The sequence below is a fragment of the Klebsiella sp. HMSC16C06 genome, from assembly GCF_001808325.1.
Lineage (GTDB): Bacteria > Pseudomonadota > Gammaproteobacteria > Enterobacterales > Enterobacteriaceae > Klebsiella > Klebsiella variicola.
On sequence record NZ_KV793011.1, the window covers coordinates 52068 to 71389 of the forward strand.

Sequence of the window (19322 nt, forward strand, 5' to 3'; positions counted from 1 at the left end):
CTATGGATAACACCAGGACACCTGTGCTCTATATCGTGGGCAATTACAATATTGACTTAGTGATGGGAACCCTGACCCACTGGCCTGCTCAGGGGACTGAGATGATGCTCGAGCACAGCGCGCTGCGGCCCGGCGGCTCTGCCGGCAACTGCGCGCTGGCCGCCGCCGCCATGCAGCTTCCGCACTGCACGGTCGGCTGTCAGGGCGACGACGCGTTTACTCCGTGGCTGGCGGCACAGTTTCCCGGCGGCAGCGCACGCTGGCCGCAGTATCCCTGTGAAACTTCGCTGACGGTGGCGATCACCCATCCCAACAAAGAGCGCTCCTTCCTCAGCAACCACGGACATATTACCCGCCTGACCGCCGGGGATGTGTTGAGCCAGCTGCCGGCCGCCGCTGGCGAGGGCGATATCGTGTTGCTCTGCGGTTCCTTTCTCTGTACCGGGCTGCTGTCCGACTATCCGCAGCTGCTCGCCACGCTCCGCCAGCGCGGTTTTACCCTTGCCGTCGATACCGGCTGGCCGCCTCAGGGCTGGAGCGACCCGCTGCGTCATGAGGTCGACCGCTGGCTGGGCGACTGCGACTGGCTGTTGCTCAACGACGTTGAAACCCTGCAGCTGGCCGGCCACCCGACCCTCGCCGAAGCCGCCGCAGCCCTGGCGGCACGGCTCAGCGGCCGCGGCGGGTGCGTGGTAAAGCGCGGCGCCGACGGCGCGGACTGCTGGACGACCGACGGCCATCACCATGCGCCGACCCGGCCAGTCACCGTGATCGATACCATCGGCGCTGGCGACAGCTTTAACGCAGGATTCCTTGCCGCGCTGCTGAGCGGTAAACCTGCGGCAGCCGCGCTGCGCTGGGGAAATACCGTCGCCGCGCAGGCGATCGGCACCTCCCCGCGCCGCTATCCCGACTGGCATACCCTGCAACATCACCTTGAGGAGGCCACCGATGGCCAGTGTTGAACTGATCGATGTCGCCAAGTGCTACGGCAAACAGACGGTGCTCCAGCCGCTGGACCTCACCATCCCCGACGGCAGCTTTACCGTACTGGTGGGCCCTTCCGGCTGCGGCAAGTCGACCCTGCTGCGCCTGCTGGCCGGTCTCGAAACGCTTTCCGGCGGCACCATTCTGATGAACAAGCGGCCGGTCAACGATCTGGATCCGGCCGACCGCGATGTGGCGATGGTCTTTCAGAGCTACGCGCTCTACCCCCATCTGACGGTGGCGGAAAATCTCGCCTTTCATATGCAGGTCAAAAAGGTGGATAAGCAGTTACAGAAAAGCAAAGTGCAGCAGGTCGCCAGCCTGCTGGGGATTGATAAACTGCTGGCTCGCTATCCGCGAGCGCTCTCCGGCGGCCAGCGCCAGCGGGTGGCGATGGGCCGGGCCATGGTCAGAAACCCCCAGGTTTTCCTGTTCGATGAGCCGCTGTCGAACCTTGACGCCCAGCTGCGGATGGAGCTGCGCGCGGAGATCAAATCCCTTCACCAGCGCATCAATACCACCATGATCTATGTCACCCATGACCAGGTGGAGGCGATGACTCTGGCCGATCAGATTGTGGTGATGCGCGACGGGCAGATCGTCCAGCAGGGGGCGCCGCTGGCCATTTACGACCAGCCCTGCAATACCTTCGTCGCCCGCTTTATCGGCTCCCCGCCGATGAATCTCCTGCCCGGTCAGCGCGCCGTGCGCGACGGTCAGCCCGGCGTCGCCTGCGGCGCGCTGTGGTTTCCGCTGGCCGAACGCTGGCATCAGGCCGTGGCGCAGCAGGGCGATGCCCCGCTGATTGTCGGTCTGCGCCCGCAGGATATTCTGCCGGATGCGCATGGCGCGCCGGCAACGGTAAACATCATGGAGGTGACGGGGGAATCCACCCTGCTGCATCTCGACTGGCAGGGTTTTCCGGTGCATGTGCAGGTTGCCGGCAGGGTGGCGGTCGCGGCGCAGCAGACGCTGGGGCTGACTCTCCGCCGCGAAAACCTGCATCTGTTTGATGCCGCCAGCGGCGAGCGGCTGGCGGAGACGCGCTAAGGGCGAAGGGAGCCGGTCATCATCCGTGTGGCCGGGCTCCGGGCGAGCTCGTGTTCCAGGGCTACTCCTCTTCCCGCTCCGCTGGGGTCCAGGTCGGCAGAGTCTGGAAGGTGTGCAACAGCCCTTCGGACCACGCCTTGCGGATGCGGTTGAAGTAAGGATCGCTGTCGGTGATGCGATGCTGCCCGGCACTGCTCAGGCTGCCGCTGCGGTAGAGCAGCGTATCCAGCGGCAGGCCGACAGACAGATTACTGCGCAGCGTCGAGTCAATGGAGATCAACGCGCAGCACATCGCCTGCTCCAGCGGCGCATCGATGGTCAGCACCCGATCGATGATCGGCTTGCCGTACTTGCTTTCGCCGATCTGGAAATAAGGTGTGTCGCGGGTGGCTTCAATAAAGTTGCCCTCCGGATAAATATGGAACAGACGATGGGTTTCGCCGGCGATCTGGCCGCCAAGCAGCAGGTTGCAGTTGAAGTTGGTGTTACTGCAGTTCTGCTGGTTGCTGCTGTCGCGCTGGATCACCTCCAGCAGCGTTTTACCGATCAGCATCGCGGCGTCGTAGAGGGAGGTGACCTGCATCAGATTCGGCTCCTGCTGGGTACGGATGCGCGCGCTGAGCAGGCTTATCACGCTCTGGGTGGTGGCCAGGTTGCCAGCGGATTGCAGCACCAGTACCCGTTCCCCCTCCTGATGGAAAACGTGCAGCTTTTTAAAAGTGGCAATATGGTCGACGCCCGCGTTGGTGCGGGAGTCGGAAGCAAACACCAGTCCATCCGCCAGGCACATGGCCACACAGTAGGTCATTGCGGTTTTTCCCGTATTATTGCTGCTGCGCCTGCTGGCTGTGTTCGCGCACTTCAGCGTTGGTTAACATAATCTCCCCGCCGCCGCCCAGCCGGGTGCCCCGTACCGGGCAGGCGTCGAGATAATCCAGCCCGGTCGCCAGCCGCAAATGCTGATTCAGGCGACGGGTATTATTGGTGATATCAAACGACAGCCAGCGGCCGTCGAGCCAGACTTCCGCCCAGGCGTGCATCGCCACATGCTGAGCGTTATCGCTGTAAACATAGCCGCTGACGTAGCGCGCCGGGATCTCCAGCGCGCGGCAGCAGGCCAGAAAAACATGGGTATGATCCTGGCACACCCCCTTCGCGCGGGCGAAGGCGTCGGCGGCGGAGTCCTGCACCTGGGTCGCGCCGGGGGAGTATGGCATTCTTAACAGCAGATCCGCCATCAGTTGATTCAGACTTTCTTCCGCCGCATCGGGACGATAGAGGCGCTGGGCAAACTCACGGATCGCCGTATCGGCGCGGGTTAACGGCGTACAGCGCAGAAAAACCAGCGGCGACAGCAGCTCGGCCTCTTCATCACGCGTCTCTTCCCCTTCGTCGGCGATATCGACAATCCCGCTGGCGCGGATAGTGATTTCCTTGTGCGGGTTATCCAGCGTCAGCACATGCAGCACATTGCCCCAGCCGTCGGTAGTGGTCACCGCCGCCCCGTCCGGCAGGGTCAGCGTCCAGGCGGTGATGGTCTGCCGGCCGGTACTGCGCGGCGTCAGGCGCAGATACTGGGTGGAAAACTTCACTTCTTCATCGTAGCCATAGCGGGTGAGATGATCGATGACCAGTTTCATAAGGCCTCCAGATAGGTTTGTCTGATGCTGTCGGACAGCGCGTTAATTCTCGCCAGCAGGCCGTTAAGGGTGGTCTGCAGGTCCGCCTGCGCCAGGTCGTCGCGGGTGCTGAAGCGCAGGTCAACGTTGAGCTGATGGGCCAGGCGCAGCGGTTGATAGGAGCGATCGTTGGCGATCTTCTCCAGCTCGCCGACCAGATCGGCAATGCTGGCGCGCAGCGAACGCGGAATATCGTTACGCAGGATCAGCAGCTCCATCACCGTTTCGCGACTGACTGGCTGGCGATAGAGGCTGTTGTAGGCTTCGCGGGCGCTGACCGCATTGAGCAAGGTATCCAGTCGATAGTATTCCCGCACCGGATCCGGGTCGTTGGTCAGTTGTTGATCCTTAATCAGCAGCAGCTGGGTGGTGGCGAAGGCGCGCTCTATCAGCGTGCCGATGCCGATAAAGCTCAGCGCGTCGTTGCGCAGCAGCGTGCCAATCACCGCCCCGCGAAACAGATGCACCCGCTCTTTCACCCACTCGAAAAAGCCGTCGCTGCCGAGTTCGCCCAGCCCCTGCTGGCGCAGGGTTCGCAGCTCGATGCGGGTGGCGTTGATGCTCTCCCACACCTCGGCCGACAGACTGCCGCGCACCGCGTGCGCATTGTTCCACGCCATCTCCACGCAGCTGTAAATACTGCAGGGGTTGTTGCCATCGAGGGCAAAAAAGTTGAGCAGGTTGCTCATGGTAAAGCGGGCATGGCGCGCCTGAAACAGCTCGTGGGTCATCGACAAATTCAGCGGCAGCGCCAGATCCCGCGACTGCTGGCTGTGCCGGGGGATCATCGATAATTTCCAGGTCACGTCCAGTACTCGGGCGTAGCTTTCCGCCCGCTCGAGATAGCGGGCCATCCAGAACAATTCACTCGCCGTACGACTTAGCATGATGCGTCATCCTCCATCACCCAGGTATCCTTGGTTCCGCCGCCCTGCGACGAATTGACCACCAGCGACCCTTCGGTCAGCGCCACGCGGGTCAGGCCGCCGGGCACCAGCCGCATCTCCTGCCCGGACAGCACGTAGGGCCTTAAATCGATATGTCGCGGCGACAGACCTTCATCAACGAAGGTGGGGCAGGTCGACAGCGCGAGGGTGTCCTGGGCGATATAGTTGGCCGGATTGGCCAGCAGGCGCTGGCGGAAGGCCTCTCGCTCCTCTTTAGTCGAACGCGGGCCAACCAGCATGCCGTAGCCCCCGGCGCCATGGACCTCCTTGACCACCATCAGCTCAAGGTTACTCAGCACATAGCGCAGGTCCTCTGCTTTCCGGCACTGCCAGGTGGGGATATTGCTGAGGATCGGCTGTTCACCGAGGTAAAAGCGGATCATCTCCGGAACGTACGGGTAGATTGATTTGTCGTCGGCGACGCCGGTGCCGATAGCGTTGGCCAGCACCACGCCGCCGGCGCGATAGACTGACAGCAGCCCCGGTACGCCGAGCATGGAATCGGCGCGGAAGGCCAGCGGGTCGAGCCAGGCGTCGTCGATGCGGCGATAAATCACATCCACTCGCCGCGGCCCCTCGGTGGTCCGCATATACACCGCGCCGTTCTTAATGAACAGGTCGGCGCTCTCCACCAGCTCGACCCCCATCTGCTGCGCCAGGAAGCTGTGCTCAAAGTAGGCGCTGTTGAAGCGCCCCGGGGTCATCACCACGACGCAAGGGTCATCCACCAGCGAGCTTTCGCGCAGGGTCTGCAGGAGGTAGCTCGGGTAACGCTCCACTGGCGCAATGTGATGCTGCTCGAACATCTCCGGATAGAGGCGCATCATCATCTTACGGTTTTCGAGCATGTAGGAGACGCCGGACGGCGTACGCAGGTTATCCTCCAGCACGTAGTATTGACCGTCGTTATTGCGCACCATATCGACGCCGGTGATATGGGCATAGGTGTTGTTTGGCAGGTTGATGCCCTGCATGCACGGCTGATACTGCTCGTTGGCCAGCACCTGCTCGGCCGGGATCAGCCCCGCGCGCAGAATATTCTGCTCATGATAGATGTCATAGAGGAAGGCGTTGAGCGCTTTCACCCGCTGGCGAATGCCGCGGTCAATGCGCTGCCACTCCCCGGCGGGTATGATCCGCGGAACGCTATCAAACGGGATCAGCCGCTCGGTTCCCTCATCCTCGCCGTACACGTTAAAGGTGATGCCGATACGGTGAAAAAGCAGTTCCGCTTGCGCTTTTTTCTGCCGGATAGAGAATTGATCGGTGTTGCGAAACCATTGCCACCAGGCATTATAGTGCGGCCGCTGTTCACCCTGCGCGGTCAGCATCTCGTCATAATAATGCCCGTCAGGTAGCGTAATTTTAATCATGGCTATCCCCTCCGGTTGTACTCACTTTGTGGTAATCCCGGTAAGAGATAAGCATTAATTATGCCAGGTCATCTACCGCCGCGGCGTTGTGCAAATCTGTTCTGACCCGCCGTCTGATTGTGCAAAAAATCGCCAGAACAGCCGCCCGCGCCCGGCTGCGGTTGCACCGTCGTGAGGCAGCGCTACGATTTTTGCGCCATCGTGGACGCCAGCGCCTTCAGCCAGGCGGCATAGGCCGTGGGCCAGGCGGTCGTCGGCGTTCCCGGGCGCCCCATACCAAAGCCATGGCCACCGCGGGTATAGCGGAAAAGCTGCACAGGAACCTGATGCTGGCGGCAGGCGTTAGCCATCAACAGCGTATTGTGCGGATCGGAAATCGGATCGTCCTGCGCCTGTACCAGAAAACAGGGCGGTGTGGCCGTTGTCACCCAGGTTTGTACCGACCAGGCGCGGTCGGCCGCCTCGCTCGCCTGCGGCCCCACCAGCAGACGATGGGTCGCCGTATGGCTCCAGGGCGGCAGGAGCGTGATCACCGGATAGATCAGCGCGGCGCCGTCGGCGGTGGCGGGCTGGTGGTCCAGCGCATCCTCCGGCGGGTAGCTGGTAAACGCCGGCCGACAGGCGGCCATCCCCAGCAGATGTCCCCCCGCCGAAAAACCGAGCACGCTGACCTGCGATTCCCGGGCGCGGATCAGCCGCAGGGCCCGCTGCGCATCCTGCAGCGGCGCCAACGCACCGGCCTGCCAGCCCTCCCCCGGCAAGCGGTAGCTCAGGACATAGGCGGTATAGCCGTGCGCCGTCAGCCAGTGCGCCGCAGGCCAGGCCTCACTGCCCATCTCGATCCGCTGGTATCCGCCGCCGGCCGCCACCAGCACTCCGTGGCCAGTGGCCCGGGCGGGTTGCCAGACCGTCAGCACAGGACGAGGGATATGGCTCAGCGCGCCGCGGGCGGATAACCGAGCCTCGCCCCCCGGCCCGCCTCCCCCCGGCGGTTGATCCGGCCACAGCGGCAGCGTCAGCGCCGGAGCAGTGGCCGCCGCGCCCCGCACCGCAGACAGCGCAGCGGCGCTAAACAGCAGAAATTGACGTCGATTCATGACTGGCTCCCGGGCGCGTTGGCTTGCCTGTAAACCTAACCGCTTTGCTGGTGGTTATATCAGAAAACCTGGCAGGTAAATCCTCTGTTTTCGCGCAAAATGTTACCCCTGACACGCGCAGCGGCAGATATTCGTCTAAGGTTTCTGGATGGCCAAACGTCGTGGCCCGCAGTCGATAATGATAAGGAGAACTCCCCATGACGAGTACTGATGCACATCGTCCCGCTGCTTTGCCCTGTACCCTGCGCCTGGCGATCGGCGGCGCCCTGCTCGCCCTGATGAGCCTGAATGTCCAGGCGGAAGACGGCAAAACCGCGCCGCCCCCCTCGCCGGATATTCTGCTGGGCCCGTTGTTCAATGATGTCCAGAGCGCGAAGCTCTTTGCCGATCAAAAAACCTTCGCCGACGCGATCCCTAACAGCGATCCGCTGATGATCCTTGCCGATTACCGGATGCAGAAAAACCAGGCCAGCTTTGACCTGCGCCACTTCGTCGAGCTGAACTTCACGCTGCCGAAAGAAAATGACACCTATGTGCCGCCTAAAGGGCAAACCCTGCGTCAACATATCGATGGCCTGTGGCCGGTCCTGACCCGCAGCACCGTCGAGGTGGAAAAATGGGACTCGCTGCTGCCGCTGCCTAAGCCCTACGTGGTCCCCGGAGGACGCTTTCGCGAAGTCTATTACTGGGACAGCTATTTCACCATGCTGGGTCTTGCCGAAAGCGGTCACTGGGATAAAGTCGAAGATATGGTCGCCAACTTCGCCGCGGAAATTGACACCTGGGGCCATATCCCCAACGGCAACCGCACCTATTACCTCAGCCGTTCGCAGCCCCCCTTCTTCTCCTTTATGGTGAGCCTGCTGGCGACGCACGATGGCGACCAGGTACTGAAAACCTACCAGCCGCAGCTGGAGAAGGAGTATCGCTACTGGATGGCCGGAGCGGACGCGCTGGCCCCCGGCAGCGCCGACAAACGGGCGGTGCGGATGGCGGACGGCGCGCTGCTCAACCGCTACTGGGACGATAACGACACCCCGCGCCCCGAGTCCTGGCTTGACGACGTCAAAACCGCCAAAAGCAACCCGAATCGTCCGGCAACCGAGATCTATCGCGACCTGCGCTCCGCCGCCGCCTCCGGCTGGGATTTCAGCTCCCGCTGGATGGATAATCCGCAGCAGCTCGCCACCATTCGCACCACCTCGATTGTCCCGGTCGATCTCAATGCCCTGATGTTCCATCTGGAGAAAACCCTCGCCCGCGCCAGCAAGGCATCCGGGGACAGCGCCGGCGCTACGCAGTACGATGCGCTGGCTAATGCCCGCCAGCAGGCCATCGAGAAATATCTGTGGAATGATAAAGAGGGATGGTACGCCGATTACGATCTGAAAACCCGCAAGGTGCGCAATCAGCTGACCGCGGCGGCGCTGTTCCCGCTGTACGTCAATGCGGCGTCACGCGAGCGGGCGACGAAAGTGGCCGCCGCCGCTGAGTCGCGGCTGCTCAAACCCGGCGGGCTGACCACCACCACCGTCAACAGCGGCCAGCAGTGGGACGCCCCGAACGGCTGGGCGCCGCTGCAGTGGGTGGCGGTCGAGGGCCTGCAAAACTACGGCCAACAAAAGATCGCCATGGAGGTCAGCTGGCGCTTCCTGAGCAACGTTCAGCATACCTATGACAGCAAGCAAAAGCTGGTGGAGAAGTATGACGTAAGCTCGACCGGGACCGGCGGCGGCGGTGGCGAATATCCGCTACAGGATGGCTTTGGCTGGACCAACGGTGTCACCCTGAAGATGCTGGATCTGATCTGCCCGCAGGAGAAACCCTGCGATGCCCTGCCCGCCACGCGCCCGGCGGCGGCCCCTTCCGCGCAGAGCAAGCCAGCCGCCAACGACCCCGCACCGGCGGCAGCGCAAAAAACCGGCGCCTGACGCTTTTCCGGCCCGTCCCTCCCCCTACCAAAATCAGCAGGGGGAGTTATCTCCCTGCTGACAACGTCCCCGTGCAGCCCCGCTCTGCGGCCCGCGTGAAGCACGTCACTCCCCCCATCGCCCTGAACCGGTCACCTTTCGCTTGATCACATAAATACAAACAATAATAATTCGCATTACTTTTTAACGAACAATGACAGATTCGTTTTTCCCGCGGCGGCGTACAGGAGTACCAGACCGCGTTGGTTCAGGATGATCTTATGAACGTGGCTATTTCCCGAAAACGCCCGAGGCTGCTGTACGCCCTCGTGGTCGCCCTTCCCCTCACCGCGCAAGCTGAAGAGACCGTGGTGGTCACTGCCAGCCCACCGGCGTCCGCCAGCGCGCCGACTGAAGGCTACAGCGCCAGCACTTCTCTCGGGGCGACGAAAACCGACCAGCCGTTAATCACCACCGCCCAGTCGGTATCGGTGGTCACCCGCCAGCAGATGGCGGACCAGGGGGCGAATACCATCAGCCAGGCGCTGGAATATACCCCGGGGGTCTACTCCAGCTTCGGCGGCGGCGCGACCCGGTTCGACGCTATCTCCCTGCGCGGCTACCACGGCGGCGACGTCGATAACCTGTTCCTCGACGGTATGCGCCTGATGAGCGACGGCGGCAGCCATAACGTTGTGCAAATCGACCCGTGGTTTATCGAACGGGTCGATGTGATCCGCGGCCCCTCCTCCGCGCTCTACGGGCAGAGCGTGCCGGGCGGCGTGGTCAACCTGACCTCCAAACGCCCGCAGTTTAGCCAGCAGGGCCACGTCCGCCTGACCGGCGGTACGCAAAATACCAAAGGCGCGGCCTTCGATTACACCGACGCCATCAACGAGCAGTGGGCATGGCGGCTGATCGGGATGACCCGCAGCAGCGACACGCAGTATGACCATACCCGCGAAGAGCGCTACGCGATTTCGCCTTCCCTGCTGTGGCAGCCGGACAGCGACACCTCGCTGCTGCTGCGCGCCTATCTGCAAAAAGATCCTTCCGGCGGCTACCACGGCTCTTTGCCGCTGGATGGCACCCGCTACGCGCATAATGGTCGTAAGCTCTCCCCCAGCACCAACGAGGGCGATCCTGGAGATGGCTATCAGCGCCGCCAGCAGATCTACAGCTATGAGTTTGACCACCAGTTCACCGACGTCTGGTCGGTCTATTCAGCCGGGAGCTACACCCACACCAACGTCTCCCTCGATCAGGTCTACCAGGTCGGCTGGATAGATGACAGCGACATGCTGACCCGCGGCTACAGCGGTTCGCGCGGTTCGCTGGACGGCTGGTCGACCGATAACCGCCTGCGCGCCGATTTCAATACTGGCGACCTGGCGCATACCCTGATCCTCGGCGCCGAATATCATCGCTTCCGCAACGATCTGTGGACCGGCGCCGGCGGTGCGGCGCCGCTAAACCCGTTTACCGGCTATACCGCGCAGACCGGGCATACCGTCACCTACAGCGATGACAATCATCGCCGCTACTACCAGACCGGGCTGTATCTGCAGGATGAGATGGTCTGGAACCGCTGGCATGTGGATGTTTCCGCACGCTACGACCGCATCGTTTCCCAGCAGGTCAGCGATACCTTCGGCACCTCAAACCGCCGTTCAGACGACCATATCAGCGGCCGCGCCTCGCTGTTGTACGCCCTGGATAATGGCCTTTCGCCTTATCTGAGCTACAGCCAGGCGATCACCCCGGCGATGCTGCCGGGCGCGGACGGCAAACCGCTGAAACCGACCACCGCCGAGCAGGTCGAAGCCGGTCTGAAGTTCCAGCCGCCGGGCAGCCGCGACCTCTATAGCATTGCAATTTACGACCTGACGCAAAAGGATGTCGCCACCCGCGACCCGAACATCGCCACCGCCACCTATATTCCGGCGGGTAAGGTCCATTCCCAGGGCGTTGAGCTGGAAGCACACCACCAGATCACCCCGCAGCTGAGTACTATCGCCTCGTATACCTGGAATCGTCTGCGCTTCCAGGACACCAGGGACGGTACCGATAACAACACGCCGCAGCTGACCCCGGATCAGATGGCCTCCTTCTGGGCGCGCTATCAGTTCCCGGCGGGGATCTCGGTGGGCGCTGGCGTCCGCTACATCGGCAAACAGTGGGCGGATGATGCCAACACCGCGCGGCTGCCGTCGGTCACGCTGATGGATGCCATGATGCGGGCCGACCTCGGTGTCTGGTCGCCAACGCTGAAAGGCGCTTATGTGCAGGTTAACGCCAACAATATCGGCGACCGCGAGTATATTTCCGGCTGCTACGGCACCGGCAACTGCTACTGGGGAGCAGAGCGCAGCGTCATGGCCACCGTGGGCTACGACTTTTAACTGACCGCAGCAATATAAGCCTCCGGCCATGACGGCGGAGGCTTTCATGAAGACTTTTGTCTCGCTTTTATTGCTGAAATTAACTTAAAAATGCCACCCCATTATTTCACTTGCCCCCCGTGGATGAGAAAGCTTACTATGCTGGCGCAAACCGGTTATAGCGCTCACAAGGAATAAAAGTGAACCCCGTCATTAGCTATATCGCCAATTTACACCCGTTATCATTTATGGGTTATTATGTATTATCCACCACAGTGATATATATTCTGCTGAATATGATTATTGTGAAGACCCGCCCCGCTAAAAATACCACCGCCGTTCCGGCGCCCTATTCTATCTCCCCCTCTTTTTTAGCCTGGCTACGTCATCGCGCCACCCGCGTCATTCAGCTGGCCATGTTCCGGCTGTTAAGAAAAAACTATGTCACCCTCATCCATTCTGCTGAAGATATTCAGCTCTGCGCCAATCAGCAGTATGCCGAATGCAAAATGACCTGCGTGGAAAAAATACTGTTTGACCATTTCGCTACGCCAAAATCCTGTCACCAGGATCTCCCGCTTTCTCTGCACGTCGCTGAACAAAACCACTGGGCTACCGATCCCCACTGCAGTGGGCTACGGCTAAGCCCAACGCACCAAACGTGGAACATGATAGTGATTGCCGCCCCCTCCCTGCTGTTAATCGCTGTGCTCGTCTGGAAAACACTATTTGATCATCAGGCGATAATTCACTCCAGCGTATTGAGCTGGCTGGTGATGTTTATGGTTTCCGGACTGTGGTGGCTGTGGCTATTATGCATCACCTTAAATGCCACCCGGCTCGACCGGGAGGGGATCGCTATTAATATTCTTCACCACTATATTGATACCCTGAAAGAGACGCTTATTGCTGACGCAGATACCCTGACCGATGAAAACGCCGATTATTGCGTGGCGATTGGTACAACCACCCTGCTTCCCGAAAGATTTGCTGAATATGTAAAAATCATCAACCTTATTCAGTATCCCTTTTGTCTGCAGCGCCTGGATTAACGAGGGGACAGTATGTGGAATTTTATGATGCATCTGCATCCACTGCTGTTTCTTGGCGGATTTATGTTTATCGTCCCGGGTATCTATATTGCTATCGGTACGACGATCGTCGTGACACGGCCAGCGGCTCAGCCCCAGCCGCACGCGACGGAGGTCAGTCCATGGCTGCTGGCCTGGCTGACCGGAGAAGGGACCCGGGTGATCCAGCTGGCGATGTTCAGCTTACTCAGTAAAAAGTATCTGTGGATCCCGGAGGCCGGGCAGGTTTTGGCCAACGGACGCTATGCAAACCAGGAAATGAACGTCATTGAAAGAATACTGTTTGACCATTTTGAGGTGCGAAAGCCGTGTCATGAAGATCTGCCCTGCAGCCTGAGTATTGCCGGACGTAACCTCTGGCAGGAACAGATAGCGAGCGCGGGCTTAGCCTTAAGTCCGCTGCGCCGCGGGTGTAATATGCTGGCCATCAGCATCCCTTCGCTCGCCCTCGGCATTATCGTTTTCAGTAAGACCTTTATCTGGCTCGACTTCACCGCGTACAGCATCTTTAGTTGCCTGCTCATGCCCACGGGTTGCGTTTTGTGGGGCGGGTTATGGATAGAAGCCATTAGCAAAACCATTCGTCTCGATATCTGCGGCATCTCACATCATGACGCCCATGCCTGCATCGATGCGTTACGAGAAGCGTTAGCGCTGAAAGGCGATCAGGAAGATGACGCGACAGCCATGCTCTGCGTGGCGGTGAACGGCCCAGGATCCCTTCCCGAGCGCTACCGGGACTATAAAACGCTCATTGCGCCGATGAGCGCTATCTCCTCGCTGCGTACCGAGGATTAGGCGAGTGAGAAGCACTCACCCCGCCAGGTCAGCGGGGTGAGCGTAGGCCTACATGGCGTCCAGCGCTTTCTGCAGTTTCCAGATATAGCGCGGCGCCTGCGGTGCCGGGTGTTTTTTCACCACATGCTCGAAGAACTCATCGGCGTCGAGATCGTTAATCTCATCGATGGCGTCCTGGCGATCCGACGAGAAGGTGCGCAGCAGGGCGCCGGCACCGTTGGCATAGGAGACCACCACCGCGTAGCGCATCACCTGCGGGTCTTTGATCCCCGCCAGCGGACCGTTCTCCAGAATGCTCAGATAGGCGGCCCCCATCGAGATATTACGTTCCGGGTTTTTCAGCTCACTGACCGACGGCTCGCCGCGCCAGCCCATCCGCCGGTAGACATCGCGTCCGGAGGTCGACGGCTTGAGCTGCATCAGCCCGACGGCGCCGGATTTACTCACCACCGCAGGATTACCGCCCGACTCGATGGCGATGATCGCCGTGATCAGCTGCGGGTCCACGCCCCAGGCGGCGCCGGCTTTTTCACTGATCGGCATCCACTGCATCGCCCGCTTCACCGGGACCTCGGGGTTCCACGGCGGGTTAGTGTAATCATGTTTCGAACTACAACCGGCCAGAAAAACGACTAAAATAAGCAACCATCTCAATTTCACACATCTATCCTTATCTACCCAAACGCCATCATGCTGCAGAACGACGGCAGCGGTACGTCCCCCGCCGGCCGACAACCTGAAGGATGACGGGTGCGGACTGAAGTTAGCCACCTGGAGATGACAATCGCCATTCCAGGCGGCATCATAACCCTTTCATTCATAGCAAGGAATTATCATGTCTCAGTTTTATCTGGTCGCGCCATCGGGTTATTGCATCAACCAGCAGGCGGCAGCCCGCGGCGTCGAGCGTCTGCAGCAGGCCGGACATGAGGTGGCCCACCAGCAGGTCATTCCCCGCCGGCAGCAGCGTTTCGCCGGGACTGAACAGGAGCGCCTGGCCGATATTAACCAGCTGGCCCAGCTGCCCGGGCGCAACCGTATCGTCCTCGCGGTGCGCGGCGGCTACGGCGCCAGTCGCCTGCTGCCGCATATCGACTGGCAGGGACTGATTGCCCGCCAGCAGCGCGACCCGCTGCTGATTTGCGGCCACAGCGATTTCACTGCTATCCAGTCGGGCCTGCTGGCTACGGGCAACGTCATCACCTTCAGCGGGCCAATGCTCGCGGGCAACTTCGGCGCGGAGACCCTCGATCCGTTTACCGAGCACCATTTCTGGCAGGCGCTACGCCAGGCGGAATTTACCCTCGAATGGCCGGGCGAAGGGCCGAACTGCCAGGTGGAAGGCACCCTGTGGGGAGGAAATCTGGCGATGCTGACCTCGCTTATCGGCACGCCGTGGCTACCGGCGATCCGCGACGGCATCCTGGTGGTGGAGGATATCAACGAGCACCCGTTCCGCGTCGAGCGCATGCTGCTTCAGCTGTTGCACAGCGGCGTGCTGGCGGCGCAGAAAGCAGTGATCTTCGGCAGCTTCACCGGCAGCGCGCCAAACGACTATGACGCGGGGTACGATTTGCCGCAGGTCTTTGATTACCTGCGCCAGCAGCTTTCCCTGCCGTTGATTAGCGGACTGGAGTTTGGCCACGAGCAGCGCACGGTGACCCTGCCGCTGGGCGCCCGCGCGCGACTGGTGAATCAGGCAGCTACCACCACTCTGACGATCAGCGGCCACCCGGTGCTGACAGAATAAATTTCCCGGACGCATAGGCGGATCCCCTGCGAATTGTTAAAATAGTGTCACTTTTAGCCATTTTTTCACGCCAGTCAGGGAGTACGTGAACATTGGACGCCGCTGCGGTCATTAGTCTGTTTATTCTGGGTTCTGTTTTAGTAACCTGCAGTATCTTATTGAGCTCCTTTTCTTCGCGCCTTGGCATCCCGATTCTGGTCATCTTTCTGGCCATCGGGATGCTGGCAGGCATTGACGGCATCGGTGGCATCCCCTTCGACAACTACCCCTTCGCCTATATGGTGAGTAACCTGGCGCTGGCGGTGATCCTGCTGGACGGCGGGATGCGCACCCAGGCCAGCTCCTTTCGCGTCGCACTATGGCCCGCGCTATCGCTGGCGACGGTCGGGGTACTGATCACCTCGGCGCTGACCGGGATGATGGCTGCCTGGCTGTTCAAGCTGGATATGATCGAAGGCCTGCTGATCGGCGCCATTGTCGGCTCCACCGACGCTGCGGCGGTTTTCTCGCTGCTCGGCGGCAAGGGGCTCAACGAGCGCGTCGGCTCAACGCTGGAGATTGAGTCAGGCAGTAACGACCCGATGGCCGTCTTCCTGACCATCACCCTGATCGAAATGATCCAGCAGCACCAGACCGGCCTCAGCTGGATGTTCGCCGTGCATATCATCCAGCAGTTTGGTCTCGGGATCGCCATCGGCCTCGGCGGCGGCTACCTGCTGCTGCAGATGATTAACCGCATCGTGCTGCCCGCCGGGCTCTATCCACTGCTGGCGCTGAGCGGCGGGATCATGATTTTTGCCGTCACCACCACCCTCGACGGCAGCGGTATCCTTGCCGTCTATCTCTGCGGCTTTCTGCTGGGCAACCGGCCGATCCGCAACCGACACGGTATCCTGCAGAACTTCGACGGCCTGGCGTGGCTGGCGCAGATCGCCATGTTCCTGGTGCTGGGCCTGCTGGTGACGCCCTCCGACCTGCTGCCGATCGCCATCCCGGCGCTGCTGCTGTCGATGTGGATGATTTTCATTGCCCGCCCGCTGTCGGTGTTTGCCGGCCTGCTGCCGTTTCGCGGCTTTAACCTGCGCGAACGGGTGTTTATCAGCTGGGTTGGCCTGCGCGGCGCGGTGCCCATCATTCTCGCGGTGTTCCCGATGATGGCCGGGCTGGACAACGCCCGCTTGTTCTTCAATGTCGCCTTCTTCGTGGTGCTGGTGTCGCTGCTGCTGCAGGGCACTTCGCTGTCGTGGGCGGCGAAGAAAGCCAAAGTGGTGGTGCCGCCCATCAGCTGGCCCATCTCCCGCGTCGGGCTGGATATTCACCCGGAAAACCCGTGGGAGCAGTTTGTCTATCAGCTGGGCGCCGATAAGTGGTGCATCGGCGCGGCGCTGCGCGATCTGCATATGCCGCCGGAGACGCGGATTGCGGCACTGTTTCGCAACAATGCCCTGCTGCACCCCACCGGCAGCACCCGCCTGCGGGAAGGCGATATCCTGTGCGTCATTGGTCGGGAGCACGACCTGCCGGCGCTGGGCAAAATGTTCAGCCAGTCGCCGCCGGTGGCGCTCGATCAGCGCTTTTTCGGCGACTTTATTCTTGATGCCGAGGCCCGCTTCGCCGATGTGGCGCAAATCTACGGCCTCGACGGCGGAGAGGAGTTCCGCGAGCATCAGCAGTCGCTCGGGGAAGTGGTGCAGCAGCTGTTGGGCGCCGCGCCGGTGGTGGGCGACCAGGTGGAGTTCGCCGGGATGGTGTGGACGGTGGCGGAAAAAGAGAACGATCACGTGCTGAAGGTTGGGGTGCGGGTCGCGGAAGACGAGGCGGAGTGATCCGCCCCGGAATAGGTTACAGGGTCACAACCGGCACCCGCGGCGCCAGGGCGCACATCAGCTCATAGCCGACGGTGCCGCTGCTGGCCGCCACGTCGTCGATTTTAATCTCTTTGCCCCACAGCTCGACCGGCGCGCCGATCCCGGCCTGCGGACAAGGCGTTAAATCGACCGCCAGCATATCCATCGATACGCGTCCAACGGTAGTGGTGCGTACGCCATCCACCAGCACCGGCGTGCCGCTCGGCGCCACCCGCGGATAGCCATCGGCATAGCCGCAGGCGACGATGCCGATCCGCTGCTCCTGGGTGGTGCGGTACAGGCCGCCATAGCCAATCGCCTCGCCGGGGCGCAGGTTCTGCACGCCGATGATTTCGCTGCGCAGCGTCATGACCGGCTTCAGCCCGGTGTTCGCGATGTCCTGCCACTGCCCGGAAGGCGACGCGCCATACAACACGATGCCCGGACGCACCCAGTCAAAATGCGCTTCCGGATGCCAGAGGGTCGCCGCCGAGTTGGCCAGCGAGCGCGGGCAATTCAGCCCCTCCGCCGCCTGTTCGATACGGCGCATCGGCTCGACAATCCCCTGCGGGTTCTCCGCCTCCGCGAAGTGCGACATCAGCGTCATTTCGCCGACGTTGCTTATCGCCCGCAGCTGCTGCCAGACGGTATGCACCCGCTCCGGCATAAAGCCCAGCCGGTTCATGCCGCTGTTCACCTTGAGATAGATATCCAGCGGCGCGCGCAGCTTCGCCTGCTGCAGCGCCTTAATCTGCCAGTTGCTGTGGACGCTGGTGGTTAAGCGATATTGATCGAGCACCGCCAGCTCATCGGCATGGAAGAAGCCCTCCAGCAGCAGGATCGGACCTTTCCAGCCCTGCTCGCGCAGCAGGATCGCCTCTTCCAGGTTGAGCAAGGCGAAACCATCCGCCCCGCTTAACGCACTCCATACGCGCGCCACGCCGTGGCCGTAGGCGTTGGCTTTGACCACCGCCCACAGGCGCGACCCAGGGGCCGCGCGACGCACTATCTGTAAATTCTGCCGCAAGGCCAGCAGGTCGATGCTGGCCACTACCGGACGGGTCATGCAAGCTCCTTAGTTGTGTGCGCCATGCAGATGCTGCGGACGCGCCGGGGTGAACCCGGGGCTGTAGCGGGCGACCGCCAGATCGTCGTAAGGGATCGCCGGCGTGCGCCCGGAGATCAGATCGCTGATAAGCTGCCCGGAGCCGCAGGCCATGGTCCAGCCAAGCGTGCCGTGGCCGGTGTTGAGCCACAGATTTTTATACGCCGTGCGGCCGACCACCGGCGTGCCGTCCGGTGTCATCGGCCGCAGGCCGGTCCAGAACGTCGCCTGCTCCACGTGGCCGCCGCGCGGGAACAGATCGCGCACCACCATCTCCAGGGTTTCGCGACGCGGCTGCAGCAGCGCTTTGTTAAAACCGACGATCTCGGCCATGCCGCCGACGCGAATGCGCTGATCGAAGCGGGTAATAGCGATTTTGTATGTTTCATCAAGGATAGTGGAAACCGGCGCGCCGTCCTCCTGGGCAATCGGAATGGTCAATGAGTAGCCTTTCAGGGGATAGACCGGTATATCCACCAGCCCTTTAAGCATCGCCGTTGAGTAGGAGCCGAAGGCCATCACATAGGCATCGCCCTTGATAATCTCATCGCCGCATTTCACCCCGGCAATGCGATCGCCCTCCTGTAGCAGGGCGTCCACTGCGGTGTTGAAGCGGAAAGTGACCCCGGCCTGTTCCGCCATTGCCGCCAGCCGGGTGGTAAACAGCTGGCAGTCGCCGGTTTCATCATTGGGCAGGCGCAGGCCGCCGGTCAGTTTATGGCTGACTTCCGCCAGCGCCGGCTCCACCTCCGCCAGCCGCTTCGCTTCCAGCAGCTGGTACGGCACGCCGGCGTCTTCCAGCACCGCGATGTCGCGGGTGGCATTTTCATACTGTTTGGCGGTCCGGAACAGCTGCAGCGTCCCGCCCTGACGCCCTTCATACTGAATGCCGGTGGTGTCGCGCAGCGCTTTCAGGCAGTCGCGGCTGTACTCCGCCAGGCGCACCATACGGCCTTTGTTCTCCATATAGTGGCGGGTGTCGCAGTTACGCAGCATCTGCCACATCCACTTCAGCTGGAACGACGTGCCGTCAAGACCGATCGCCAGCGGCGCATGGCGCTGAAACATCCATTTGATCGCCTTCAGCGGCACCCCCGGCGCCGCCCAGGGCGCCGCATAGCCGGGAGAAATCTGCCCGGCGTTGGCCGCGCTGGTCTCCTCTGCCGGACCAGGCTGACGGTCGATAACCGTCACCTCATGACCCGCCTGACTCAAATACCACGCGCTGGCTACCCCAACCACCCCACTTCCCAGTATGACGACACGCATAGCGACTCCGTAACAGTTAAAGAACAATCATCTAATTA

16 protein-coding genes are annotated in these 19322 nt (G+C 61.5%); 8 read left to right on the forward strand and 8 right to left on the reverse strand.

Annotated elements, in window-relative coordinates; genetic code table 11:
* The first annotated feature begins 2 nt into the window (after nucleotides 1–2).
* Nucleotides 3–965: a carbohydrate kinase family protein gene (locus tag HMPREF3142_RS17595; protein ID WP_016161366.1), complete on the forward strand. Its 963-nt coding sequence runs from the start codon at nucleotides 3–5 to the stop codon at nucleotides 963–965.
* Nucleotides 952–2037 carry an ABC transporter ATP-binding protein gene (locus HMPREF3142_RS17600; protein ID WP_012541287.1) on the forward strand — a complete coding sequence of 362 codons (1086 nt, stop codon included), beginning with the start codon at nucleotides 952–954 and terminating at the stop codon, nucleotides 2035–2037. Before HMPREF3142_RS17595 ends, HMPREF3142_RS17600 begins: the two co-directional genes overlap by 14 nt.
* Nucleotides 2038–2098: 61 nt before the next feature.
* Here HMPREF3142_RS17600 and HMPREF3142_RS17605 read toward each other — a convergent pair whose 3' ends face one another.
* From HMPREF3142_RS17605 to HMPREF3142_RS17625, 5 genes are all read right to left on the reverse strand, one after another.
* A complete protein-coding gene (locus HMPREF3142_RS17605; protein WP_064171067.1) occupies nucleotides 2099–2845 on the reverse strand; it encodes a proteasome-type protease in 747 nt (248 codons plus the stop codon).
* Nucleotides 2846–2861: 16 nt separating this feature from the next.
* A complete protein-coding gene (locus HMPREF3142_RS17610) occupies nucleotides 2862–3677 on the reverse strand; it encodes a transglutaminase family protein (protein WP_008804319.1) in 816 nt (271 codons plus the stop codon).
* Nucleotides 3674–4603 (reverse strand): alpha-E domain-containing protein, encoded by a 930-nt coding sequence (locus tag HMPREF3142_RS17615; RefSeq protein WP_002910835.1) that lies wholly within the window; start codon nucleotides 4601–4603, stop codon nucleotides 3674–3676. Before HMPREF3142_RS17615 ends, HMPREF3142_RS17610 begins: the two co-directional genes overlap by 4 nt.
* On the reverse strand, nucleotides 4597–6036 hold the full coding sequence (locus HMPREF3142_RS17620; protein WP_004180417.1) for a circularly permuted type 2 ATP-grasp protein: 1440 nt from the start codon (nucleotides 6034–6036) through the stop codon (nucleotides 4597–4599). The genes HMPREF3142_RS17615 and HMPREF3142_RS17620 overlap by 7 nt, the downstream gene beginning before the upstream one ends.
* A gap of 182 nt (nucleotides 6037–6218) precedes the next feature.
* Nucleotides 6219–7133, reverse strand: coding sequence for an alpha/beta hydrolase (locus tag HMPREF3142_RS17625; protein ID WP_044649605.1), 915 nt, complete (start codon nucleotides 7131–7133; stop codon nucleotides 6219–6221).
* 197 nt (nucleotides 7134–7330) lie between these two features.
* On the opposite strand from HMPREF3142_RS17625, the gene HMPREF3142_RS17630 reads away from it, so the two are divergent.
* From HMPREF3142_RS17630 to HMPREF3142_RS17645, 4 genes are all read left to right on the forward strand, one after another.
* On the forward strand, nucleotides 7331–9064 hold the full coding sequence (locus tag HMPREF3142_RS17630; RefSeq protein ID WP_023340388.1) for an alpha,alpha-trehalase: 1734 nt from the start codon (nucleotides 7331–7333) through the stop codon (nucleotides 9062–9064).
* Between the two features lie 260 nt (nucleotides 9065–9324).
* Nucleotides 9325–11445: a TonB-dependent siderophore receptor gene (locus HMPREF3142_RS17635; RefSeq protein WP_049152833.1), complete on the forward strand. Its 2121-nt coding sequence runs from the start codon at nucleotides 9325–9327 to the stop codon at nucleotides 11443–11445.
* 179 nt (nucleotides 11446–11624) lie between these two features.
* On the forward strand, nucleotides 11625–12476 hold the full coding sequence (locus HMPREF3142_RS17640; RefSeq protein WP_012541282.1) for a DUF2207 domain-containing protein: 852 nt from the start codon (nucleotides 11625–11627) through the stop codon (nucleotides 12474–12476).
* A gap of 12 nt (nucleotides 12477–12488) precedes the next feature.
* Nucleotides 12489–13313, forward strand: a complete 825-nt coding sequence (locus HMPREF3142_RS17645) for a TIGR04222 domain-containing membrane protein (protein WP_023297865.1) — start codon at nucleotides 12489–12491, stop codon at nucleotides 13311–13313.
* Between the two features lie 48 nt (nucleotides 13314–13361).
* Here the strand turns inward: HMPREF3142_RS17645 and emtA are convergent, their stop codons facing one another.
* Entirely contained in the window at nucleotides 13362–13973 is a 612-nt protein-coding gene (emtA, locus tag HMPREF3142_RS17650; RefSeq protein ID WP_008804313.1) for a membrane-bound lytic murein transglycosylase EmtA, read from the reverse strand.
* A gap of 175 nt (nucleotides 13974–14148) precedes the next feature.
* On the opposite strand from emtA, the gene ldcA reads away from it, so the two are divergent.
* Together ldcA and HMPREF3142_RS17660 are read left to right on the forward strand one after the other, a co-directional pair.
* Nucleotides 14149–15063, forward strand: coding sequence for a muramoyltetrapeptide carboxypeptidase (gene ldcA, locus HMPREF3142_RS17655; protein ID WP_008804312.1), 915 nt, complete (start codon nucleotides 14149–14151; stop codon nucleotides 15061–15063).
* A 92-nt stretch (nucleotides 15064–15155) separates the two neighbouring features.
* On the forward strand, nucleotides 15156–16889 hold the full coding sequence (locus HMPREF3142_RS17660; protein ID WP_008804311.1) for a potassium/proton antiporter: 1734 nt from the start codon (nucleotides 15156–15158) through the stop codon (nucleotides 16887–16889).
* 16 nt (nucleotides 16890–16905) lie between these two features.
* Here HMPREF3142_RS17660 and dadX read toward each other — a convergent pair whose 3' ends face one another.
* Nucleotides 16906–17976, reverse strand: coding sequence for a catabolic alanine racemase DadX (gene dadX, locus HMPREF3142_RS17665; protein ID WP_048330463.1), 1071 nt, complete (start codon nucleotides 17974–17976; stop codon nucleotides 16906–16908).
* Nucleotides 17977–17985: 9 nt separating this feature from the next.
* On the reverse strand, nucleotides 17986–19284 hold the full coding sequence (locus HMPREF3142_RS17670) for a D-amino acid dehydrogenase (protein ID WP_008804309.1): 1299 nt from the start codon (nucleotides 19282–19284) through the stop codon (nucleotides 17986–17988).
* Nucleotides 19285–19322 lie beyond the last annotated feature (38 nt).